This is a genomic window from Prochlorococcus sp. MIT 1306, assembly GCF_047304515.1.
In the GTDB taxonomy this organism is placed as follows: domain Bacteria; phylum Cyanobacteriota; class Cyanobacteriia; order PCC-6307; family Cyanobiaceae; genus Prochlorococcus; species Prochlorococcus marinus_D.
Genome location: NZ_CP138959.1, coordinates 1,254,013 through 1,277,243, shown reverse-complemented (window position 1 = coordinate 1,277,243; position 23,231 = coordinate 1,254,013). Strand labels below are relative to the sequence as shown.

23 protein-coding genes and 1 tRNA gene are annotated in these 23,231 nt (G+C 46.5%); 11 read left to right on the top strand and 13 right to left on the bottom strand.

The genetic code is table 11. The features are described 5' to 3' along the window. Positions 1-16: 16 nt before the first annotated feature. Positions 17-1,087 carry a dihydroorotase gene (gene pyrC, locus SIB74_RS06500; RefSeq protein WP_369818017.1) on the bottom strand — a complete coding sequence of 357 codons (1,071 nt, stop codon included), beginning with the start codon at positions 1,085-1,087 and terminating at the stop codon, positions 17-19. Between the two features lie 407 nt (positions 1,088-1,494). On the opposite strand from pyrC, the gene SIB74_RS06495 reads away from it, so the two are divergent. Continuing rightward, positions 1,495-2,604, top strand: coding sequence for a calcium/sodium antiporter (locus tag SIB74_RS06495; RefSeq protein WP_063395705.1), 1,110 nt, complete (start codon positions 1,495-1,497; stop codon positions 2,602-2,604). 210 nt (positions 2,605-2,814) lie between these two features. Here the strand turns inward: SIB74_RS06495 and gorA are convergent, their stop codons facing one another. After that, a complete protein-coding gene (gene gorA / locus SIB74_RS06490; RefSeq protein ID WP_063395706.1) occupies positions 2,815-4,176 on the bottom strand; it encodes a glutathione-disulfide reductase in 1,362 nt (453 codons plus the stop codon). A gap of 265 nt (positions 4,177-4,441) precedes the next feature. On the opposite strand from gorA, the gene SIB74_RS06485 reads away from it, so the two are divergent. After that, the gene (locus SIB74_RS06485) at positions 4,442-5,695 is read left to right on the top strand and encodes a glutathione S-transferase family protein (RefSeq protein WP_063395707.1); all 1,254 of its coding nucleotides are present in this window, start codon (positions 4,442-4,444) and stop codon (positions 5,693-5,695) included. After that, positions 5,695-6,225 (top strand): DUF2808 domain-containing protein, encoded by a 531-nt coding sequence (locus SIB74_RS06480; protein WP_063395708.1) that lies wholly within the window; start codon positions 5,695-5,697, stop codon positions 6,223-6,225. Before SIB74_RS06485 ends, SIB74_RS06480 begins: the two co-directional genes overlap by 1 nt. A 178-nt stretch (positions 6,226-6,403) precedes the next feature. Here SIB74_RS06480 and SIB74_RS06475 read toward each other — a convergent pair whose 3' ends face one another. Together SIB74_RS06475 and SIB74_RS06470 are read right to left on the bottom strand one after the other, a co-directional pair. Beyond that, a complete protein-coding gene (locus SIB74_RS06475) occupies positions 6,404-7,306 on the bottom strand; it encodes a hypothetical protein (RefSeq protein ID WP_231906044.1) in 903 nt (300 codons plus the stop codon). Then, positions 7,299-8,738 (bottom strand): glutamate decarboxylase, encoded by a 1,440-nt coding sequence (locus SIB74_RS06470; protein ID WP_063395709.1) that lies wholly within the window; start codon positions 8,736-8,738, stop codon positions 7,299-7,301. Before SIB74_RS06470 ends, SIB74_RS06475 begins: the two co-directional genes overlap by 8 nt. A 97-nt stretch (positions 8,739-8,835) precedes the next feature. On the opposite strand from SIB74_RS06470, the gene SIB74_RS06465 reads away from it, so the two are divergent. The 4 genes from SIB74_RS06465 (at position 8,836) to SIB74_RS06450 (ending at position 11,097) form a co-directional block, all read left to right on the top strand. Further along, complete coding sequence (locus tag SIB74_RS06465; protein ID WP_231906045.1) at positions 8,836-9,285, top strand: GNAT family N-acetyltransferase; 450 nt, start codon at positions 8,836-8,838, stop codon at positions 9,283-9,285. Between the two features lie 216 nt (positions 9,286-9,501). Continuing rightward, on the top strand, positions 9,502-9,960 hold the full coding sequence (locus SIB74_RS06460) for a DUF6790 family protein (RefSeq protein ID WP_197463275.1): 459 nt from the start codon (positions 9,502-9,504) through the stop codon (positions 9,958-9,960). Positions 9,961-10,196: 236 nt separating this feature from the next. Next, positions 10,197-10,616: a DUF3119 family protein gene (locus tag SIB74_RS06455; protein WP_063395711.1), complete on the top strand. Its 420-nt coding sequence runs from the start codon at positions 10,197-10,199 to the stop codon at positions 10,614-10,616. A gap of 73 nt (positions 10,617-10,689) precedes the next feature. After that, entirely contained in the window at positions 10,690-11,097 is a 408-nt protein-coding gene (locus SIB74_RS06450; protein WP_063395712.1) for a DCC1-like thiol-disulfide oxidoreductase family protein, read from the top strand. A gap of 246 nt (positions 11,098-11,343) precedes the next feature. On the opposite strand, the gene SIB74_RS06445 is transcribed toward SIB74_RS06450, so the two are convergent. From SIB74_RS06445 to SIB74_RS06430, 4 genes are all read right to left on the bottom strand, one after another. Continuing rightward, positions 11,344-11,538 carry a hypothetical protein gene (locus tag SIB74_RS06445; RefSeq protein WP_063395713.1) on the bottom strand — a complete coding sequence of 65 codons (195 nt, stop codon included), beginning with the start codon at positions 11,536-11,538 and terminating at the stop codon, positions 11,344-11,346. 93 nt (positions 11,539-11,631) lie between these two features. After that, entirely contained in the window at positions 11,632-12,534 is a 903-nt protein-coding gene (locus tag SIB74_RS06440; protein ID WP_063395714.1) for an oxidoreductase, read from the bottom strand. A gap of 1,021 nt (positions 12,535-13,555) precedes the next feature. Then, the gene (locus SIB74_RS06435) at positions 13,556-14,170 is read right to left on the bottom strand and encodes a hypothetical protein (protein ID WP_063395715.1); all 615 of its coding nucleotides are present in this window, start codon (positions 14,168-14,170) and stop codon (positions 13,556-13,558) included. Between the two features lie 390 nt (positions 14,171-14,560). Beyond that, on the bottom strand, positions 14,561-15,751 hold the full coding sequence (locus SIB74_RS06430) for a tetratricopeptide repeat protein (RefSeq protein ID WP_231906046.1): 1,191 nt from the start codon (positions 15,749-15,751) through the stop codon (positions 14,561-14,563). Positions 15,752-16,550: 799 nt separating this feature from the next. On the opposite strand from SIB74_RS06430, the gene SIB74_RS06425 reads away from it, so the two are divergent. Then, positions 16,551-16,796, top strand: coding sequence for a hypothetical protein (locus SIB74_RS06425; RefSeq protein ID WP_063395717.1), 246 nt, complete (start codon positions 16,551-16,553; stop codon positions 16,794-16,796). A 254-nt stretch (positions 16,797-17,050) separates the two neighbouring features. Here SIB74_RS06425 and SIB74_RS06420 read toward each other — a convergent pair whose 3' ends face one another. Continuing rightward, on the bottom strand, positions 17,051-17,362 hold the full coding sequence (locus SIB74_RS06420) for a hypothetical protein (RefSeq protein WP_063395718.1): 312 nt from the start codon (positions 17,360-17,362) through the stop codon (positions 17,051-17,053). A 1,194-nt stretch (positions 17,363-18,556) separates the two neighbouring features. Continuing rightward, positions 18,557-18,892, bottom strand: coding sequence for a hypothetical protein (locus SIB74_RS06415; protein ID WP_231906047.1), 336 nt, complete (start codon positions 18,890-18,892; stop codon positions 18,557-18,559). Between the two features lie 714 nt (positions 18,893-19,606). On the opposite strand from SIB74_RS06415, the gene SIB74_RS06410 reads away from it, so the two are divergent. From SIB74_RS06410 to SIB74_RS06400, 3 genes are all read left to right on the top strand, one after another. Next, positions 19,607-20,059: a hypothetical protein gene (locus SIB74_RS06410; protein WP_063395719.1), complete on the top strand. Its 453-nt coding sequence runs from the start codon at positions 19,607-19,609 to the stop codon at positions 20,057-20,059. 340 nt (positions 20,060-20,399) lie between these two features. Continuing rightward, positions 20,400-20,738, top strand: coding sequence for a hypothetical protein (locus tag SIB74_RS06405; RefSeq protein WP_063395720.1), 339 nt, complete (start codon positions 20,400-20,402; stop codon positions 20,736-20,738). An 865-nt stretch (positions 20,739-21,603) separates the two neighbouring features. Next, a complete protein-coding gene (locus SIB74_RS06400; RefSeq protein ID WP_063395721.1) occupies positions 21,604-21,921 on the top strand; it encodes a hypothetical protein in 318 nt (105 codons plus the stop codon). A gap of 570 nt (positions 21,922-22,491) precedes the next feature. Here SIB74_RS06400 and SIB74_RS06395 read toward each other — a convergent pair. The 3 genes from SIB74_RS06395 to SIB74_RS06385 form a co-directional block, all read right to left on the bottom strand. Next, positions 22,492-22,565: transfer RNA gene (locus SIB74_RS06395), tRNA-Pro, on the bottom strand. Positions 22,566-22,579: 14 nt separating this feature from the next. After that, positions 22,580-22,954, bottom strand: a complete 375-nt coding sequence (locus SIB74_RS06390) for a hypothetical protein (protein ID WP_413681800.1) — start codon at positions 22,952-22,954, stop codon at positions 22,580-22,582. Between the two features lie 69 nt (positions 22,955-23,023). After that, on the bottom strand, positions 23,024-23,191 hold the full coding sequence (locus SIB74_RS06385; RefSeq protein WP_197463276.1) for a hypothetical protein: 168 nt from the start codon (positions 23,189-23,191) through the stop codon (positions 23,024-23,026). Positions 23,192-23,231 lie beyond the last annotated feature (40 nt).

The following is a 23,231-nucleotide window of genomic DNA, read 5'->3' as shown; positions in this document are numbered from 1 at the left end:
TCCGATGCGTGCTTTATCAATCAACCGAAACAGACCAGCCCAACAGTTCGCCAGCATGAAATGGAACTAAGTGTTCGGAAGACTCTGCGTTCGTTTGTCCGCTAAAAGTAGCTGGTACAACATGAGCTCGTCGTATCAGTTTGATTGAGGTGTTATTGAGGGGCAAGCCATAGAAAGCTGGACCGTATTCACTTGAGAAGGCCTCAAGACGATCCAGTGCTCCTTCCTGCTCAAAGACTTCGGCATAACTTTCCATCGCATAATGAGCATTGAAAATGCCACCACAACTACAAGCACTCTCCTTTGCAGAGCGAGGGTGTGGTGCCGAATCAGTGCCAAGGAAAAAGCATGGTTTGCCACTTGTCGCTGCTCGACGCAGGGCGAGTCGATGGCGTTCACGCTTGGCTACTGGTAAGCAGTAGAAATCACTACGAAAACCACCGAGGAACATTGCATTGCGGTTGATATGTAAATGATGAGGAGTGATAGTGGCTGCCAAATTCGGTCCACCTGTTTCCACGAACTGAACTGCCTCTTGCGTCGTGATGTGCTCCATCACTACACGAAGATTTGGATAAAGCGCTATTAGTGGTGCCAGGTGGTGCTCAATAAAAAAGGCTTCTCTATCGAAAATGTCGATATCGACATCGCTCACCTCACCATGAACGAGCAATGGCATCCCAATTTTCTCCATCGTCTCTAGAAGTGAGTTAATCGCTCTTAGATCACTGACTCCCTGCTCGGAATTAGTTGTGGCATGGGCTGGATAAAGCTTGGCGGCGATGAAAACATGCTGTTGATGCCCTTGCTCTAAAACATCTGGAGCCAAACTCTCGTTGAGGTAGGCCGTCATCAATGGCGTAAACGGAACACCATCAGGAAGGGCTGCCAAAATCTGGTCGCGATAGGTTTTTGCTGCTTCTACACTCGTGATCGGTGGCCTGAGATTGGGCATCACGATTGCTCGTCGAAACACCCGAGCTGTGCTGCCGAGAACCGCATGCAGCATGGCACCATCCCTCAGATGGACATGCCAGTCATCCGGTTGACGCAAAATGAGTTGGTCGGGCAAAGAATCCAAAGCCATCAACCCAGAATGAGGTGTAGAGATTTCAGCACCAAAGCAAGACCCAAAAATAAATTTGCTGTGATACACCCTTTCAGGAAGTGCTCCCAAAGATGATGTTTTCGACGCTATGGCTCAGTCATTTCTGAGAACAGACAATGACATTGTGTTCTCAGGAGAGAGCCTTGGCCAGTGCAGAAGAGCAAGAAGCGAAAATCAAGATCATCGATAGAAGCATTTTTGCAGCGTTACGCTTTCTAAGTAGAGAGACATCTGAGAATCAGCGTTGGTTCGATTGAGCAAAAGCGAATCTTGCAAGTATGAAGACCAAAACCTTAAGATCGTCTTACGCAAGCAACCATGATTTTTGAGAGAGAGGCTCAGGGTTTGCGTTCAGATGCAGAATCCCTTTAATCCGTTCGGATCACATGCCGCAATTCCTTGAACCGGCTTTACAAGTGCTGGCAGGAATCGGCCTGTTGTTTGGGGGCGGAGAACTGTTTGTGCAGGGTTCCGTCGCCCTTGCACTGATCTTCGGTATACCTGAACTTGTGATCGGTCTCACTGTGGTGGCCTTGGGCACATGTGCCCCCGAGCTGTTCGTCAGTGTGAGTTCAGTGCTCAAGGGCTCCGATGCCCTGGCCGTGAGCAATGTGGTTGGTAGCAATATTTTTAATGTGATGGTGGTGCTCGGCAGCAGTGCCCTTGTGCTGCCACTCAGGGTGGAGAGTCGTTTAGTGCGACGTGATGTTCCTCTGCTACTAGCGGTGTCTGCAGCCGTATGGGGAATGGCTTCAGCAGGTCGTGTGACATGGCAGGCCGGAGTAGCCCTCTTGATAGCTCTCGTGATCAATTCTGTATGGGAAATCCGTACGGCCCGTGAGGAACCGGATGGAATGGAGGAGGCTGAGCCGCAGATCAATAGCGAAACTGCCAATGGCGGTTGGATCAAAGCTTGTATCCGCCTTTTGATTGGCATCCTGTTGTTGACCGTCGGATCGAACCAGCTGGTTAAAGGGGCAAGCGATGCTGCTTCACTCTTAGGAGTGAGTGAGACCGTCATCGGACTCACGATCGTGTCTGCTGGCACCTCAATGCCGGAATTGTTCACATCTTTGGTGGCTGCTCTACGAGGCCGCACAGATCTTGCGATTGGCAATGTGGTGGGCAGCAGCTTGCTCAATCAACTTCTGGTCCTGAGCAGTTGTGCCTTGATCTCTGGTGGGGCTGGGCTGCAAGTCGATCGCTTGATCATTGAGCGAGATCTACCTGTGATGGTGCTCACCACGCTTGCCTGCATGCCAATTTTTTGGACCAGGGGACGAATTAGCCGACTTGAAGGAGGGATCCTCGTAGGGCTCTACGTTTTTTATGTGATCGATCAAGTTCTCCCCCGCACCCTACCCACTTGGCAGGATGGATTTAGATTGACAATGCTCTGCATTGTTCTACCGATTATTCTTGTGATGATAGTGCTTCAAGCCTTGTTGTATTGGCGTCAACTGCGCAGAGAACGAATAACTCATGGTGTTGATTGATTTAGCAAACATCCTGCTGAAGATGGAGACTACTCGAGTTAACTGATTCGAAGATACCGATATCATTTGACACGAACTTGAGAACATACTCATCGCCAAGATCATTGTTTGCCGAGCCGTAGCAGATCCCCTAAGGCATTGCCTGGAATACTCAAATGGCGTAATTGACCAACTGAAATGATGTATGGAATTTATTTTCAGCAATACTCCCTAAGTCATGGTGACAAACTCCTCAGAAACCGTGGGATGTAATGCCATGGTGCGATCAAAGTCTGCCTTTGTAGCACCCATTGCTAGTGCTATTGATGCCATCTGAATAATTTCGGCAGCATGTTCCCCCACCATGTGACAACCAAGGATTCGATCAGTGTTGCGATCCACAATTAACTTGAGAAGACAACGGGGTCCCCGCTTCGGCAAGGCCTGAGCCATGGATCGGAAGCGGGCGCGGTAGACCTTGACCTGATCTTTGCCATAGCGATCAATCGACTGCTCTTCAGTGAGCCCAACCGTGGCTAGCTCTGGTTGGCTGAAGACAGCACTGGCAACGAGGTCATGATTGACCTGGCGGGGTTTCTGTCCAAAAACACTGTCGGCGAATGCCCTGCCCTCATCGATTGCCACAGGGGTGAGGTTGATGCGGTCTGTTACATCACCAACAGCAAAGATGTGAGGGATATTTGTCGATTGGTTGGCATCCACTGAAATACGTCGACCTTCTAAAACGACCCCAGCAGCATCAAGGTTGAGTCCTTGCAAAAAGGGTCGTCGTCCTGTAGCAAGAAGGACCCCCCCACAAGAGAAGCGTTCCCCACTCTGGGTTGACAAGACGAGATCGCCAAGCTGGCCTTTTAGAGCGGCTGGGTTTTCTCCAAAACGAAGATCAATGCCCTTCCCCTGCATTCCATCCTGTACTGCAGTGGAGAGCTCCCGATCAAAGCCACGCAGCAAGTGATCCCCTCGCACCAGTTGGATGACCTCGACTCCAAGGCCATGGAGGATGCAGGCAAATTCACAGGCAATAAATCCAGCCCCCACCACCACTACTCGGTCGGGGAAGCTGCTTTGCATGAACATGTCATCGCTAACCCAGCCCAACTCCGCACCTGGGATATCAGGACGATGGGGACGCCCACCGACCGCGATCAGAATGTGATCGCCGTGAAGTTCTTGTGAAGCATCGATGGCTCCGTTCCTTGAGACAGCCACGCTGTTTGGGCTCGTAAAACTTCCCCATCCCGTCACAAGCTCAACACCGTTTTTGGCTAGCAGGTCAATGTGAAGAGCATTGAGACGATCCACTTCCTGACGCACATTGGCTAGCAACACCCCCGCATTGATCCGTGCTTCACTCAACTCAACTCCAAAACTGGGGGCAACTTCAAGCTGTTCCCGATAAAGAGATCCGTAGACCAACAGCTTCTTAGGGACACAGCCGCGAATGACGCAGGTCCCTCCAACACGGTCACCTTCAACGATGGCGACCTTGGCACCATGGCTTGCGGCTCGCTTAGCAGCGGCTAGTCCACCAGAGCCAGCGCCAAGCACGATCAGATCAAAAGGATGCTCCAAGAGACGAGGATCACTGCATCCATTGTCAACTCCTTAAGAAAGCAACGCCAGGATTACTCAGGCATCGTGACGACAATGACCAGAAAACCTGTCATGACTCATTCAGAACGACGAGTTATGGATTCTCTGCAATCGAGCATTGGCCGAAACTCTTGGCTTATCCAACATCAATGGTTGATCATTTGATTTGAATCGAGAACCTCTTCTCCAAGCACCTACATGCACTTGAAACAGGCATGATGATGCGGCTTCAAACCAAGGATTTATGCCTCCTGCAGCGTCGATAAAAGCTCTTGACTGGCAGGCCTTAGCAGAGCTAACAGTGCCGGAGGCTGATCGAATCAATGGCCCCACCAATGCGCAAGCCACCTTGCGCCTGTTTGGGCAATCTGAAAAAGCTTTAAGGGTCACTCTTTATCGGGACCATCACGCCTGGTGCCCCTACTGCCAGAAGGTGTGGCTTTGGCTCGAATGGAAGCAGATCCCCTACAGGATTCGCAAAGTCACCATGCGCTGCTATGGGGAAAAGGAAGCCTGGTTCAAGAAAAAAGTACCTTCAGGAATGCTTCCTGCCCTCGAGCTTGATGGTCGCTTAATCATGGAAAGTGATCAGATCTTGTTAGCTCTAGAGCATGCATTTGGTCCTCTAGGTCATCAGTTGGAGGAACCGCGCACCCTTAAGTTGCGAGATCTGGAACGGCAACTTTTTGGAGCCTGGTGTCGGTGGCTTTGCACAGTTCGATTGAATCAGAGGCAGGAACAGGCTTGCCGCGAACAATTCCAGATCAAAGCTCGGATGATGGAACACCAGCTGTCAGCAGAACAAGGACCTTGGCTGGATCCAGCTAGCAATACACCAACCAGTCCATGTCCAGGAAGCGCCGATGTGGTGTTTATCCCCTATGTCGAAAGGATGAATGCCTCATTGGCGTATTACAAAGGTTTCAGCCTGCGGGAAGAACATCCCGCCATCCATAAGTGGTTTAAGGCTCTCGAAGAATTGGAGGTGTATCGAGGTACGCAGGGTGACTTTCATACCCATGCCCACGACTTGCCGCCTCAGATGGGTGGATGCTGGGTTGCACCTAATCCAAAACAACAAGAACTGGCAGAAGCTATTGATTGTGGTGAAGGCCTTGCGGAATTGGAAACCTGCTGGGCTGATCCCGATAACTCAAAGACGCGGCCCGAGGGTCTTGCTCTGTCAAGGGTGTTGAAGCATCACCAACGACTTTTGGAACTCAACCCGCTTGGAGCTATTCGCTTCGATCAACCCTTAAGGGCTACGCTCACACGAATGGCTTTAGGGGCCTCTTGCTCACCAGATCCAGGTAGTGCTGGAGGATTGCGCTACCTCAGGGATCGCATCTCAGTCCCGCGAGACATGCCACTGCTATCAGCTCGACGGCTGCGTCAAGCCCTTGAACAAACAGCCCAGCTCGATAGCCCTGAGATGGGCGCTCCAATTCCGATTTACGATCGCTTTGATCAGAATCCCAAGCCTTTCCTGGCGAGCTGATGCAACTGATTCCTTCAGTATTGGCTGCAGCGTTTTTGCTGCTTCCAATCCATACGCCAGCGCTTGAGATCAATGGTCAGACATCTTTTGTAGCAGTGCCGACTAAGGCAAAATTAATTAACTACAGCAGCTATGCATTTGAAGGTGGAGCAAAGTTCTATTTCGTGATCGAGTTACCACAAGGAGCAGACGCTGGTCTCGGCGGAATCAGTTTAAAACAGATTCGCGGTGTCCAGCCTGCTTTCTATTACGGTCCTATTCAACCAAAGGCATTTTTGGGAATGCCACGTCAGGTTGGATCCGCCGTACCGGTATCAGCCAATTTCGAGGACGGCAATCGATCGATCACTATCAATTTTCAAGAAGCTGTTCCACCCGGAGCCAAGGTCACTGTGGCTTTCAATGTGATGACGAATCCACCCGCAGGCCTGTACGTGTATTCGGTTTCTGCTATCCCTTGGGGCCCTAATCCCATCCCCCAGAATGTAGGAGTTGTACAGATGAGTGTTTTCTCACAAAGACGATTCTGAAACTTCATAGGAATTTAGATGAGCACGAAGATTTTCTTAATAGGGGCATTCTAGAAATAGAAACCTATTGTTTCAAAGTAAAACTCCCTTAATTTTCTAGTGAGGAGTTAATTTTTTTTGTCGTAAGACAAGCTTTATTGATCATCAGCAAAGAGATAAGACTCTCCTAAATGCAATTTTAGCTCTTGACCTCATCCTCACTACACTCGGCAAGGCTCAGTACACCTACAGCAGTAAAAGCTAAGGCTCCCAATAAGGTTGCTCGGATCGCAACCTGAGGATCAAGCACAGCGGCTATGGATAAATCTACAGGGATAGCAGCGATGGCTGCTTGCATAAACCACAGACATCCGAGGGCATTTACAACAGCCACCCACCAACCAAGATGGTGCGGCTGTATGACGAAGAGACGGCCATGACCTACCTCAAGAAGCCCGAAGATCGCCGAAATAACAAACAGCACGGACCCGAGAATGTTGGGAGCAACCTCCAGCATTAGCCATGGTGTTCCATTCAGCGTAGGCAACCCCCAGCTTGAAAATGTCTCCATGTTGAAAAGAACGGTGCCAATGCTTTGCGTTAGCGCACACCAAATTCCACACCAGCCCCAGCGCTGCTTCCGATTGAGCAAACCACGGGTCACCAACAAAGCCTGTTCCAACTGAAACCAACCTCCTGCCGTAAAAACAACGGAGCCAATTGCCAAGAGCGCTGCACCCGAGCCAAGTTTGCTCATCAGCAAAACACTGCCAATAACGAACAACAGCGGACCAATGATGAACGCCACGGCCGTTTGCACTTCAAGACGATGGACGTCTTTCCCACGCAGTAATGCTTGAACCATATGCTTCGGAGCCAAGGTTCGATACTTGCCTTGCTCCAGCGGTCCATGGCCTTTTCGCAGACGACGACTTGTCCACAGCCCCCAACGTGAATGAGCTTCTAAATCATGCGGTCTGTCGCTAACAGGAACATCTTCCCGCCAAGCTGTCGTGCCCCATGGACTCGAATAATGCGACTGAAGGTTTGGAGGATGTTCCCGCTTTAAATTCAAAGCCCCCAATGGGGGGGCATCATCCATGCGCATCAAGGCATTCAACCATTGAACGGCCGAGATGATTAGTAGACGCTGCTTCAGTAGCGTTAAGACTGATCTTGACAGGATGACTCTCCAAATGAGTTATGGCGTTGCGGATGTCGGTAAGTAGGAGATCAGCCATTTCACGTGAGAAATCGCGTTTTACCAAGATCCGCTGAAAGGCTTGATGAGCAAGCTCACCTGTGAATGGATAAGCTGGCACTTGCCAACCACGTAATCTCAGTCGATCAGAGAGGTCGTAAAGGTTAAAACCAAGCTCTTGGCCGGCTCGCAATGTCCACACCACAGTGGGGATGCCACGCGCTGGGTTGCCATCGTGTATCAACTCAAATGGGCCTAGCTTTTTGAGTTCTTGAGCAACATATTGAGCATTGGCATAGCTCGCTCCATGGATGGCTTGATAACCATCGCGACCTAGGCGGACAAAGTCGTAGTACTGGGAGATCACCTGCCCCGCTGGCCGCGAGAAGTTGATCTGAAACGTTGGCATATCGCCTCCTAGGTAACTCACATGGAAAACCAATCCTTCCGGTAGATCACTGGACTCACGCCAAAGAACCCAACCCACACCCAGAGGAGCTAAGCCGAACTTATGGCCAGAGGAGTTGATTGACTTCACGCGCGGCAAACGGAAATCCCAGGGAGCCAGGTCAGGGGCACAGAAAGGAGCAAGAAAGCCACCGCTGGCTGCATCCACATGGATAGGAATGTCGAGTCCTTTTCGCTGTTGCAGCTCATCGAGGGCCTGACTGATGGCTTGTACGTCTTCATACAGGCCGTGATAAGTGACGCCCAGGGTAGGCACCACAACGATGGTGTTCTCATCCACTTGCTCCAGCATTCGTTCTGGAGACATGCAGAGCTCGCCGGAGGTCATCTCCACCTCCCGCAACTCAACGTCCCAGTAGCGGGCAAATTTCGTCCAGCAGATTTGTACACTGCCGCAAACCATGTTGGGGCGATCGATCGACTGACCTGCCGCTTTGCGATGTTCACGCCAACGCCATTTCGCAGCCAAGCCACCCAGCATGGCGGCCTCACTGCTACCGATGGTGGAGCAGCCCACAGCTTCACCGGGGGCGTGCCATAAATCAGCCATCATCGAAACACAACGGCGTTCAATCTCTGCGGTTTGGGGATATTCGTCCTTGTCGATCAGGTTCTTGTCAACCGCGAGGGCCATTAGATCAGCCACCTGGTGACTTTCATAGGTCTGACAGAAGGTGGCCAGATTTTGTTTGCTGTTGCCGTCAAGCAATAACTCCTCCTTGAGCAAATTAAATGTTGTCAATGCAGGACGGCACTCTTGCGGAAAAGTCGCGCGTGGTAATGGTGAGACCAATGCATCAACGGTTTCCCCAATGGCATGTTCTTCCAGATCGTTGGAGCGGGGATTGGAACGATGCAGGGCCATGCTTTTTTCTTGTGTCTATGTATGACCTTAACGACGTTGTTTGAGTAAGGAAGCCTTGCAAGATGGGAGGTGCAATAACAAACAACTGAGTCGGTTGATGATCCATGAACTCAACACCCCTTCGGAGTTGAACGAGGCCTATGGCCTGATCCGCCACCTTCATCCGAAACTCGGCAAAGCTGATTTCATCAGCCGTCTTGGGCTGCAACGCAATGACCATGGCTACGTGCTTTTGGGTCTTTTTCAAGACCTCAATCCAACTGATCAGAAGCAACCCTCTTCATTGGCAGTCCTGGCGGGATATCGCTTGGCTTCTTCCCTATCGCTTGGCACCTACTTCTATCTGGGAGATCTTGTGACCAACCCCACCTATCAGGGCAAGGGTCTGGCAGTTCAGATGTTGCGCTACTTGGAGGCGATCGCAAGGGATGCGGGTTGCAGACAGATCCATCTAGATGCAGGTGTGGAGCGATTTGGAGCCCATCGCTTTTATGCAAAACAAGGGTTCAACATTGTGTTTCACCATTTCGCCAAGGAGCTTGGCTGAAAAGAGTTCCATCAAACCTATGGCTATCAGATCAATCAATCCATAGACGGTTGCAGTCTTGGTAAACGATCTTGAAATGCAGAAGTTTGCTTCTTTGGGCTTATATCCCTCTAAAAGATTCTCTCAACATGCTTTTCAAAAACCCTTAAGACAATAATTGATCCGATGAATCACTTGGTCCGCTTGATCTTTGGCCATATCGATCTTTAGACCACATTGATTGCTTTGCTATGCGGGGCCCTGCAGGTTCGCCGTAGTTGGAACGTCAGTCGCTGGTCGAAAGCAACCCTGCTCTGGATCGCCTTTTGGGTCATGGGCCTAGGGGGACTGTATGGATTCGCAATGCATATAGTGTTTGGCCAGTTCATCGCCGAGCAGATCGACTGGCCTAATAGCCCATTCCAGAATGAAGTGGCATTCGCCAATCTCACCATTGGCATCCTTGGTTTGAGTAGCTTCTGGCGGCGAAGTCGTGACTATTTGGTGGCCTCGATCGTTGCCTATGCCAGCTGGTTCTTCGCCGATGGGCTCGGGCATGTTTATTCGCTGGTTGTCCGGTCCAATGATGCTCCCTCCAATGTTGGAACAATCTTGCTTACAGACTTTTTAATGCCAATCCTGGTGGTGATCTTGTTGTGGCTAAGTCGCGAAGAACGCACCCGACTAAAGAGCTAAGCCCAAAAAACACTTTCGATTTGTTGTTGCAAGCTCCGCTGCCTTCCAGAACAATGCTGACATCCCGTTGTTAATCCTAGGAGAATGAGGATGTGGCTGAGCTTTCATAAGCTCTCAGTCTGCTGACGATGGAGCTTAAAATCATAACGAAAAAAACCTTCTAAAACTCTTTTTACAGAAACTCATCTAAAAAGAGGTAGAGGCAAAAACCTAATAACAACCTCCGTTCAGTAGTAATGTCATCGACACCTGAAAGCCAGCCTGATCAAAGCCAGAGCGTAATTCTCAAACCAAGCATCCGCTTACCCGTATTGGTGTACGTTATTGGGCTAGCAATGCTACCGCTCCCTCTCCATCCTTGGGCGACGATTGTGGTGTGTGGATTCGCAGTGTTTTTGCTGGTGCAAGCCTATCTGCTGCGTTTGGAATTGACCGACAAAGATCTCGTGATATGGCGAGTCGACGAGGAGATACGTCGCTTCCCATTTGCCAATTGGCTGGCCTGGCGAATGTTCTTACCGGAACTACCATGCATCTTATTCTTCCGCGAAGTCAATAGCCCTCATCTGCTGCCGATCCTTTTTGACCCTGTCATGCTTTTAGAACAGTTGAGGCTTCGAGTTGGAACTCTCGAAGTGCCTAAAGTATCGGACTAAGATAATTCAGCAGATTGATAAGATTCTGGGTAATGACCTTTCGCCTCCTCAATCACGAACTTCAGATGAATGCATGAAACTGCAAACACCATTGTTTGAAAACGACTCATCAATTCCGTTACTTATCTATGATGGTGGCTGTCCTTTTTGTCTCCACTTTGCAGAATTGAGTGAGTTGCGTAGTGGTATTCAGGGCTTGGAGATATGTGATGGACGAGCAGAAAAGCCTTTGCGAGATAATTTAAAATCTCGAGGCATAGATCTCAGTGATGGAGCTATATTAATAGTAGGTGATGAGGCTTTTCATGGGGCTGAGGCCATTCAGTGGCTATGTAAAAAAATGGAACCATCCGCTCCGCTATTATCTGTTCTTAAGACTTTGATGTCTTCACCATTTCGCTCGAGGTTAATATATCCTTTCCTAAAGCTTGCTCGGCGAACAGCACTGGCTTATAAGCAAATACCATTGGATCCAGATTAATTAAAGAAGCTATTTAACTTGCCGGTAAATATCGGTGATCCACTTAATTTAATCAAGCCAAAGCATTAGCTTCTCTCACTTTCTTGCAGTAAACTTGATTGCCATTGCTTTCAAGAAGCTATGGCCTAAGAATTCATTGGATATCTATGATTTTGTAGGTACATCTATTCCTTTTGAAATGGTCACTAATATTTCCCTGATTGAGATTCAAGGATTGATACTTTAGGGAGTGCGATTAGAATATTTTTAGTACTTCACGATTATCCTATCTCCATGAGGTGATTGATACACTTTTTCAGTCACCTCTCCTTTGTCAATAATGATTGTCACCACCCTAGAGCCCTCTGGGATTTGAATAGTTTTTTCAGCTTCTACTTTTTCATCAGCCTCAGGCTCAATGGCTGGATTGTCTGAAGGATTCTCAATTGGCTCTTCAGGCATGGGCGGAATTCACTGCTTTTAGATCATAGCTGTGAGAGTCAAAAGTGACAGATTAAACCAAGGAAAGCGTTAAAATACTTGTTAATGGCAAGTTCAAATCTCTAAAAGTTTTTCACTGATGCTCCAAAGCCTTTGACGGTCTTCCTCCCTAAGTGCCAACGGGGCAATGCGGCAAAGCTTCGGGTAACCCCTAAAGTTAAATCTAGGTCCGTATTGTTCGCCGCCTTGAGCAGTTGGCGCGGTTGCAGCATGTAATTGCGGTAGGGATCCCATTGCAGCGCTCTGAAACATGGGATCCATTAACCGATAAGCAAGGCCTTCCGGCCAGGATTTGTTCGCAGCAACAGATTTAGGCTGCAAATTAGTGCGTGCCAGACCTGGATGTGCCAACAATGATGAGATCCCACTTGCTGCCTTGCGCACTCGCTTGTCGAGCTCTAAGGCGAACATCACATTAGCAAGTTTGCTTTGTGAGTAGGCAGCCCAGCGGTCATAGTGCTTGATCCCTTGAAGATCGTCCCATGCGATTCGACCCATGTACTGTGCGCCAGAAGTGACGGTAACAACCCTTGCTCCATGTTGCTTTGCGAGTAAGGGTAGGAGCTTTAGTGTCAATGCCATGTGGCCAAGATGATTAACGGCGAACTGAAGCTCCAGACCCTGTTTGCTGAGGGTCTGTGGAGTAGCCATCACTCCAGCATTGTTAATTAGCAGGTCCACTCGGCTGTATTGGCTTTCTACCTGCTCAGCTGCACGTCTAACGCTCGCTAAATCAGCGAGATCCAACTCAATCAGATCAAGCTTTGTGGAATCATTGCTCTCGAGAATAATTTGGCGTACAGCTTCACCTTTGGGTCGTGAGCGACAAGCCATAATGACTCTGGCGCCCTTGTTAAGCAATGCCTTGGCCGTCTCAAGACCAAGGCCACTATTGGCACCTGTTACTAATGCAACCCTTCCTTTCTGATCAGGGATATCTGCAACTTTCCAACTCATCAGGTGGCTCCCTTATCAGCGGTGATCCATAAAGTAGAACATTAAAGCCTAAGCTGCTGCATAGTATCTTGAGGAGGGCCTGTAATTTCTAAATGGTTACACTGTCCTTCTCAATTCGCTAATTGATCCCATAAGGATGGCAAGCAATGTCGTAAAGTCGATTGTAGATATTTCCTCGCCTAGGATAGAATTGCGTTTGCTTGATTTAGTCATAAGTTCAATATACATGGAAGATGGTAAGATGGGATGTTGTTGTACTACATAACACCTCAATCTTTATATTGTCGGAAGCTTTGCTAGTCAACCACACAACTCATGCCTAGCTGCAAAGATATTCAAGACCAGAACATACAAGACCAGTGATTCTTTTACTCTTCTTGCATATATCTATATTTTCGACGTAGACCATCTATCAAGCCCACTTAAACTTGCACTCAGTTTTGGGCTGAAATGGTCTCAAGTAAGTTGCTGACGAAAAATGATCTTTGTCTGCTTGAAAAATTGTGAGTTATAATCAACCTTACTGCTATCTCTGACGATTTCGTTCAAGTGTGTGGGGACATGATTCATCCTGACTTTAGTTACTATTGGCAGTGAAACTTATCTCTAAATCATTGGCCAGTCTTGTTATCCAGGCCAATCAGCTCATATGTTTTGTCTTGGGCACTCATTTATTTTACTGATCTAGATGAAAATAAATCTTCCTTCTAACAACGCCATGGGATCGGCTCAGACACTCCATGTCTTTGTTTTGATCAATAGTGAAATTTTGCCCCAAGCTTTATTACTTTGATTTAAAATTGAGTAGGAAAATGGACTGAGCCAATGGATTTATGGAACAACTTCTTATTGGCAGACGCAGGTCTGATGCTTGTAGGGATACCCCTGTTTTTCATTTGGAGAGCCGGAAAAAATAAAGCAAGCAATCAGGATCATACAAAATGATGTGTCGCTTTTTGAATGACACTAAAGTAGCTAACCGGCTGGTGAATTATGGTTCAGGATTGTCATCCTCCTGTATTTAGACTTCATTAAACTTAGAAAGGATATGTGTCTCGATATCCAACACAAAAGACTGAAGTCTGCGGTATGAATTACTAATAAATCGTTTGTGAAAATTATTGCCAGGATACGAGATTCGTTTGTAGGCAACTTTTCTAAACCGCCATGATTTATTATCGGAGTAGCGATGCAGCCAGAATTGATTTGATGGTTCTGTGGAGTCCTCAATAGTCTTAAGAATATTACGCTCCAGCATCTCTTTATTAAAAAGATTCTCAGTGCGAATTAGGGCACATCCAGTAGATCTATCAATAGCGGCCATCCTGACATCATATAAATTTGGTGAGTCCTGAGCAGCAAGTACTAGAATTAAATCTTCAGTTGTTAGAAAAGTAGAGACAATAGCCTGATCTAGGATTATCTCAAGAAATTCACTCTTTGTATCCAAATCATCAAGTTTTGCACAATAGATGTCCTTCGTTTCAGGGGAGGTCATGAAAATGACTGACTTTGGATCAAGCCAGAAATCAAGATCAACTTTTTCAATATTTGGCTCACCTTTATTCTGATGGGATATACAAGCAAGACATTGTTGGACTGTATCGGTTAGTTCATTTAGGAGGGTCTCAGGCATGTGATTGCAAATGTAATCGTTGACTGTTCTTGCTGTCAGGAATAAGTATTTATACTGTAGTATGGCTTTGGCTTAAAGATTGTGTTTCCGGTGTTTTTTGTTTGCAGGGATACAGTCTCTTAAGCAGCTTATTGCATAAGTGTCGCCTGGGTTTAAGGCAAATTGTCTTATCGCCGCAGGTGCCAATAACAAAGCTATCCTGATTCTACATAGTAAACTAGCTCCCGACTATGGCTGAGAATCTAGCAGCAAGAGAAATTCTTTTAGCAGTATCAGTATCATAGATAGTGCCATGTTATTAGCACGGTTTTAGCATTAAATTGAAAGAAGCATTGATGTGCTCTGCCCAGCCTCTTTTTTGTGACTCCACAGATGGCAGAAGCGGGATCCTTAACAACATTGTGCCTTTACCCATTCTGCAGCATCTTCATCTCCCAGAGAGGAGGCCTGTCTCCAATCAGAACAAGCACCCTCTAGATTTCCCTCCAATTCTTTAGCAATACCACGATTTCTATAGGCAGCAACATTCTTAGGGTTAATGACTAGCACCCTCTCATAGGCTCCAATTGCACCTTGGTAATCTCTTAAAGCAGACTTTGCAAGACCGCAACCAATGTAGGCATCTTCATATATCGAGTTAATTTCTATTGTCTTGTTGTAATCATCAAGCGCGGCTTGATAGTCACAAAGGTTGTAATTAGCTAGGCCCCTGTAGTTGTATGCCTCGGCATAGTGTGGATTGACTTCTATCGCCTTAGTGTAACAGTCGATCGCTGATTGATTGTTGCCTCGCTCTTGTTCAGCATTGCCTTGGCTGTAATATTTAAATGCATCTAGCTGACTTCTGTCTTCTTCATTGTTCAAATCATTTACAATCTTATTCTTAACTAAGTTTTTATTTTCACCACGCTCGTTCATCGCTGTGAGAAGTTGTGGTTGTATTACTAGCGCCTTCTCATGGTCAGTAACCGCTGCTTGCCTTCGGCCCAGTCTCTCCATTAAATTGCCGCGATTGTAATAGGCAGCGGCAAACACCGGCATGGCCTCAATTGCTTTTGTGTAATCAGAAATTGCCCCTTTGATATCATTAATATTGTTTTTGCTAATCGCTCTATTGTAGTATGATTTGGCATGTCTTGGATTTACGGTAAGTGCCTTAGTATAATCAAAGATTGCACCTTTGTTGTCGCTTAGATTGACTTTAGCAATCCCCCTATTGTAATAAGCAGTAGCATGTTGTGGATCTAGTTCAATAGCTTTTGTGTAGTCATCGATTGCCCCTTCGATGTTACTTGAGTGTCTCTTGACGACACCTCTATTGATGTAAAAGCTGGCATCCAGACTGTTAATGTCAATGGCTTTATTGTAATCATTCAGTGCGCTTTGATAATCGCCTAGTTCATCTTTTACATTCCCTCGATTATTGTATGCAATGGCATTATTTGGATTGATCTCAATTGCTTTGCTGTAACAATCAATTGCCCCTTGATAATCTTTTAAACGAAATCTTTTTTCACCTTCTTTGAAGTAGTCATTTGCAGTTTGCTCAGATACGGAATGATTGGACGACTCATTTGCCATGGCTTCAGGAGTCTCTAGCGCCACTTCAGTTGGAGTCTACAAGACATAGCCAAACTTTTAGCAGTATTTTAACTCAATGATTCTGGGGACTGGCTTGGCCATAGCCAACTCTGTGCTTGCACGAAAACGTACGTACCTTACTGATAGTTAAATCAACACTGCAGTGAAGACGGCGAAACATGTTCGTCATCGGCTCTGAATTTTAGACAGCATCCTTTCGCAAGGGAGCAATCAATGCAGAGAGCAATTTCGAAGTAATAGCAATGCCTTTTGATAGAGATTCTCAATCCAGGCAACATCGGTCTAGTTTGGTTTCCTTTATTGGACTTGCCAGATTTGACTTTATAACCAGCTACAAATCATGCATAATTAAACTTTAGATGAGTTGTTTTCGAATATGCCTATGATCAACTATTTTGAATCATTGGCTTCCGTCCTATCCATAGTGACTTTCCTTCTGCAATAAGAGGATCATCGTATTGCTTGTGGCAAGGAAAATGTTGGTGTAATCCGCGTTGAATGGTTTGAACAGTGCTCAATGATAATTCCCGCTCTGCTGGCCAGCTCAACGGTTGTTTGCCAACCCTCCGCTTTGTAGAGGGATCTTCTTGTTCTTGACTAGCTTTTCATCTTATCTTGCCCCATAGTTATCTGTTCTACCTGTCTTTATATTGACTATCGCACTTCCTCGTCAGAACAGCCCCTCTAGTGCTGGATCACGACATAGAGCGAAGTTTTGAAGCCGATGGTGTGTAAACCAGCTAAATAGAGAATCCACAATTGATCATCTAAACCACTTATGACCGATCTCGAGGCAAAGATGCTCACAACACGCGAGATGTTTCGTGCTCACCTCTATCCCTCCTTGGCGATCTTTGCAACAGGCTTAGCAACCTTCTCAACTATCTACTTCGCAATTCAGATTGAACCGATTGCCCAACAGTCACGATTCTTTCATCGTTGTGTGCAAGAACTAAAGGCAGACCCTGATGGTCAACTCGAGTCCAATTGGAAGCAAGTCCAGATCTGCAAGGGCGGCAAATAAGTATGCCGCGGGCAGCATGGGAATAGGCAAGACGAAAGTATTGGGCAGAGGGGTCCTTCCACCGGACCTTTCAACCATGCGTTGTTGAACCTGTGATAAGCAACAGCCAATCGTCTCCAGGTTACGTTTGCTGAGCCGCGACAACCATCCACGATCTTTTGAAAGGTCTGCCCCATCTATAGGTAGGCCTAAAAGTTGTCTAATAAAAAACCCGCGCTAGGCGGGTTAAGAGCTTGATTTTAAAATGTTTGATTTTAGAATCCAATCGAAATCACACCACCAATTCCTGGCCTACGACGCAAGTGGTAAGGGCGATAGACGGGCCTATAGACGTTGCGATAGCCGGGTCTATAGATCGAACGACGGTAAATGGGGGAATAAGGACGTGATACAGGAACGTAAACAGGTCTCCGGTAGCGCTTCACGACACAGCCGCCATAACTGTGGGAATAGCGCCAACCGCGACCACAACCATCAGCTGCTTGTGCTGGAGTGCTGATGGCCAGTGCTGATGTTGTGCTAATCACTGCTAATGCGGTAGCAGCAAGGGCGGATTTGAAGTTCATTGGATGGTGTGGGTTGTGGAGGCTGAGTGTCCCCGATGAACACACCATCTCCGCGATCAATGATTAAGGTGATGAACTAACTCACTCATTGCTGTGAGCTTGCACACTGAGGGGTTTGAGTGAAAAGCAAACCTATTGCTATGACTTGATTTGGCTGCATAGGATCGATGCTTTTCAGTCTGGCAAAAAGGGTTGCTATTGCTTTAGAGAGCCCCTGCATGAACCAGTTCTGCAAGCTGCATCGCCTAGATGCAGCCCATAGTCTGAACAAGTGTTTTTACTCATGCCGCCATGTTCCCCTCCTGGCTAGAGATCAAATAGGAGTCCAAGGACGCAGATACCCTGAAAATGAGTCCTGGACTTGAGGGCATCCGACGCGGGTGCCCTTTTTAATGCAATGGATTTGACGACCCTGAATAGAGAAAGAATGCTCTCTAGATGATTTTGAGCAAGCTCAGCGCTGGTTTGGAGGCACGTTAAGGGGTGACTTTTTTGGCGTTGCTACCCCTGGGAGATCGACGAACTGGCCCGTAAAGTATCAATGTGTCATTTTTTGCGGACAATTTTTGAATCTCTGGCTAATAATTGATTAGTTGGCGAAGTGCTGAGTGGGATTTCCACATTGCCCTTTATGTGTTGGAATAGCATTTCTATCCCTTCTTCTGGTTGTGACGCGTGGTCTGATGGTTTGGCAACTTAGGGACACTATTTCGGTAGCTGTCTAGCTAAAAAGTTGTCCGCGAATTCAAATCCTGGGTAATTATGTCGGCATGGATGTAGATGCAATTGGGGGTGAAAGAGGTTGGTAAGCTTACGTCAAAGAACTGTAAATCGAGGCGCAAGTTATTAAGACCCATTGGTGAATCTATGCCAAATGTCTTCAGAGCGCTTTTGCCTCTTCAATCTTCATAAGTAAATCTTTTGGGCAGACTGCAGAGATCGGAACCCTACTGATAGAGCATGATTGCTGCCCCTCCAGTCAAATAGGCTCCACTGCTTGCAGGAGAAGATGACTTAGGCCTGCGCAGTAATCAAAAGAATACAGACCCTTTCATTGAAGCCATTCAATTTTTTCATTAGTTCCAATGAATTGAAATCAACTTTCTTGTTGCTAACAAGACATGCATTCTCTAAGGCTAGTTATAAACATAAGGATTTTTCAATCGCTCGTTGGCTAGATGGAGGTCTCAATCTTCAGCTACTGCTAAACACTCCATATAGCTTCAAAACTTCGAGGTAGAGTATGGCACTAAGTGAGGTCATTACAACGATTACCGAGCCGCCAACTTTGACGAGTTTTTTGTCTGTGTTGACTTGACAAGCCTTGATCGAAGCTTCGGTTGCTCCGAACGGTAAAATGATAGCACCAAGGATTACAATTGCGATGATTCCAATCACGATTTGACTGCTAACTGTGCTGTTGCTAAAAGTATTGACTGGGACATCTAATAACTCTCTAGCTGATTCCATCAGCTTTTTAAAGTAACCCTCTTGGCTAAGCTCGAATAGAGTTTTGAATTCAGCCAACATTTTAAATTTCCGATAGTACACTCAGCTTAATCTGGCATAAGCATGATGGTTTTAAAGGTTAATCAGCGGTTAGATAAAGCAATGATTAATAGGTCTTTCTACCCATGATCCATCGCCGATGCGAGCAAATGTGTTGATCAATGTATCTCTAGCGGCTGCCTCAACGCTTTTAATCCAAATGTCTCGCATTAGCTGGCTTTGGTTGAGCCTATATCTTTGAGTTGTGATTGAAGAAGTAAAAAAGAAAGGCCGCAAGAATAGATTGGCCAGGGTAAAATTGCTTTATTGCCTAGCGGCAACATGTTCGACTGTCGCAATCTAGCCAATGCGCCGTTCAATTTTTTAGATCAGTATTGATGCTGTTTTCTCTGATGACATTGGCAACAGTCTTGAAGTCTATGCACGCCCTCGCTGTTGGAGTAGCACAGTACTTAAAGCCGCTGCTTTAGCAGGGGTTGTGAACAAATAAACGCTAAATGACAACAGGGTAATCAGATTTTAACAGGACCACCATTTTTTTGATCTGCGGATGCTGATGCTGAAATAGTGGAATGAGTAGCATTCCCTAAGTTTGTTGCAATCGAATTCAAGGTGAAAGAAAAGATTTGCTTTGTCCTCAGCATTAAATCAATAATCGCTTCAGCTTCTTCATTTAGGTGGTTGGTTGGCCCACAGTCAGGTAACTTTGAATTAGTAAAGGACCTATAATAGGTCATGAACCCGATGCGTAATTTGTCTAAGTATTTTTCCCCTATTTTTCTTGCTGCAATACTTCTCTTCTCTTCTGTTCTAGCTCCAAGGCCAGTCTTTGCAGACGACTTCGAGCTGTCCCCTGCGGTATCGGAGGTGGGCGAGACTTTCTCCGATAAGTACTGTGTTGCGATCTCAGACGGAAGCCCTGCAGATCAAGCGGCCTTAGTTGCTGGGCGTCAAATGATAAGTAGCTTAATGCGCTCAGGTGCTTTAAAAGAAGTCATGGCAGTTCCAAAAGAAGATATGGCTTCATTCATCGCCTCGAATATTTTCGAGACATGCGGAGATGATATTGGAATTTCCGAGTTAGAGCTTAATGCTTCTATCCTTAGCCTTGCAAATCAAGGTCCTAGACAATCTCAAGCCAAGCCTTTTAACCCTTCTTCGTTAATCAATAAAAACCTAAACACATAGTTCCTAAAGAAGATACTCATTCCACCGAATAGCAGAGAGCTTCCATCACGTTCGGTTATTAGGCTGTATTCATACAGATAAAGCAAGTAGCAGATTCTGATTAAAATCAGGGAAAGTGTCTATAGATGACATCCTTACAATTTTTACTTTTCAACTTTTAGGTTGATAAGAACCGAACAGAGCCATTGTCTTTGCTTGTTGTAGGCCAAATCTTTACGAGCAGTCTTAAATTCAGCTTAGTCTGACAAATAGGCTGCTATTGTTAAATCACCAAACCATCTATCGTCTATAGGCCGTATTATAGGTATGTTTGAATATTGAATCGCTGAAGGAGCCTAAAATGTCTAAGGATAAAGAGTTCGCAATTAGCAAGGATAGTCTTCGTGCTTCATGGGGAAATGTTCCAATTTCTGCAAAAATTTATCAGCAGATACAAGCCTATCTCCTCCAACGTCAATCAATGGGCTTATCAACTGATGTCGATGAATTGATTAGTACTGCTACCGATGAGTTTCGTGATTTTCAGCAACGTCCAGAGGTCAAGGTAGCCCTCGAATTGGTCTTTGCGGATCTTGAATCCGATCTGGCTTTTTCAGGATTAAGTAAAGACGATAGGACCCAATCAATCGTGATTAACTTTGCCATCGCAAACTACCTCAATAATTTCACTGGTAAATGATATCTTTGTCTCTATGTGAATAGTAGATAGCCTTATAGGAGATGCTCATGTATATATAAACCACTGTTCGGGCTATCGTCAATAATTAATCCACACTCCCGTTCCAACCCGTAACCCTATCTAGGTTCTTACCACGTAGCTGTAATTAGCTGCCAATGATTTATTCTCTGCCTCCTGTTCAGTTTCAAATTAATGCATGTCATTCGCTTAGCTCCACTAACCATTTGGAATCTTTAACGCAGCAATCTCGGCTTGCCTGCTTCGGCTATTGATTCACTTCACTCAAAAGTGCCCAGCCTTCCCATTGAACACTTTGATTAACGTCAAGTGTCTTCAATGTATGACTGGTCTTTATCATGATCACAATATTATTTTATTTTGCCGTAAACTTAAGACAATGATTTTAAATTAAATTGCCAAACCTTTATCGCTACTGAGTGTTATCCAAATAAGGAAATTCTGCTTAAAACTGTTTTTTCTACTTGACCCTCAGCTACAGCTATTCGTCCCACAACTTGATGCATTCTTTGATTGCAAGCACGGCCCATAAGCCTTAACCGCGAACCACTGATGTGCTTCTCTTAGCCCGCTATCAACACTTCTAGCTTGAGCGACGGCACAATCGAGAACAGCTTGCGATTGCATCAGAGTGTGATGTGAAAACTTCTAGACCGTTACTGCAACGGATTTGCGCACTGTATTGCCCGTGTATTGCATGTGGGTTTTGATCTTGCTGCGCCCTCTTAAACGATGGGAAAAGAGTCGAGGCTGTCTTGTTGGAATGGAAAGAGCTGATTTGCTTCAGAACTCCGAAGCCCACTGGTGATTTTGCATGGATCGGCCTTGAATTCGTCAAGGTGGTCATATGGATGCTTTACCCAGCCACCATCAACGCTCTAGGCAGTGGACTTTCAGTCGTTCACTTCTATGTGACCCACTACGATCTCGGCTGCGTCAGTGGCAGCAGGTCCGTACTTGGGCGCGTTTGATCCGTGAGGCTGAGGCCCTTTGGCATGTGGATGTGAGGGAACTCAGACGTTTGGGTGCCTTGGAGTTGTCCCAGTTGCTTGAGGAGGTTCCACCTAGCCAGCGGGGACGGGTTAATCGTTGGTTGCATCGCTATTCAGTTGCAACCAGGTTCCAATCAACTGACTTGGAGCCCAATTGCTCTGAACGGTCATGAATCGTTGATGTCACAACAGAAAAAAATTTTTTTGGCAACCCTTTTTATTTTTTATTGTACAATACCAGTTGATAAAGCGTTCAAAAATTGATAACATTTTAGATCTTAGGTTAGACGCTCCCATTCAATCAATGGGTGGTAATACTTTTTAAGCCTTTAGATAAACGTGCTTTCAGGAATATATTATTGCCTTTTTTTAGTGCTTAGTTGATTTTCAATCAAGCCTTTAGTAGCTTCTTGCTAGGAGATCAATTGTTAAAGCTTAGATCAATCCTTTTAATTTGTTGATGACAGGACTCGTTAACGGTCGAATCATGGGTTGTTTGGCTTGCCATTGCGGTTAGCTATTGCAGATTGAGTAACTAATAGGTGAGTAACGGTCTTGATAGCAGAACAAGCGTCGCTTGCAATGTTTTTATTATGCGCTGACTCTATGGTTATTTTGCTTGGATTCTTCATTGACTCTTGAATAATTCCATTGACAGAATCTATATAGATATTGATGAATCAAAAAAGCCACCTCTCTAATGAGAAGTGGCCTGAAGACTGAGATCTCAGTCATGCACGGAATCGGAGCGGCGGGATTTGAACCCACGACCCCTACTACCCCAAAGTAGTGCGCTACCAAGCTGCGCCACGCCCCGGCATAGGCAAGCTATCACAGGGTATTGCGTTGCCTCCTGGCTGATCTAATCCGTTTTGAAGGCAATCTTCTGCTCAACCGCCTTAAGAGTCGCCTTGACAGCTGATTACGGCTTTCGCTTGCGTAGCCCCATAGCTTGAGCTGATGCGCCATCTGTCTCAATTCAGCAAGGTTCATTGCTGCCAATTGCAGCTCTGGCAACGTTCTCCAAGCGCGCGCCCTCATAGGAAGCTGAGCTTCGCTGGTGCTGTTTCCCATGTTCAAGCTGACCTCAGCAAGCCACTCGGGAATGACCACCATCAGAACTGCGATGAGCCCATAGAGCTCAACCAAGCCCTTAGGGAGCGGAAGAAACCTGCGTGGCTGCTGTGGGTCTGATGGTGAGGGCAAGATCAGCAACCTGATGCTGAATCCTGACCACTTTGCCACTTCTACAAGGGCTCAGATGGGCAGGGGTGGTTAGATCTGTAAGGATCCTGAGGTTGGCTCTGGGGCCTCCCGCCACTGTAGAGCTGGTTCTTTCCCCTGTTGACCGGCATGCCTCAAGGAGAAGATCAGGCAGAAGACAATCATCAGAGTGGCAGCTAAGGCAAGCATTACCAATCGATCTGGTAAGGGTGGCTTCATTGCTCCATGTTGGTGATCTGCTTGCTTGAGTTGTAGGTTA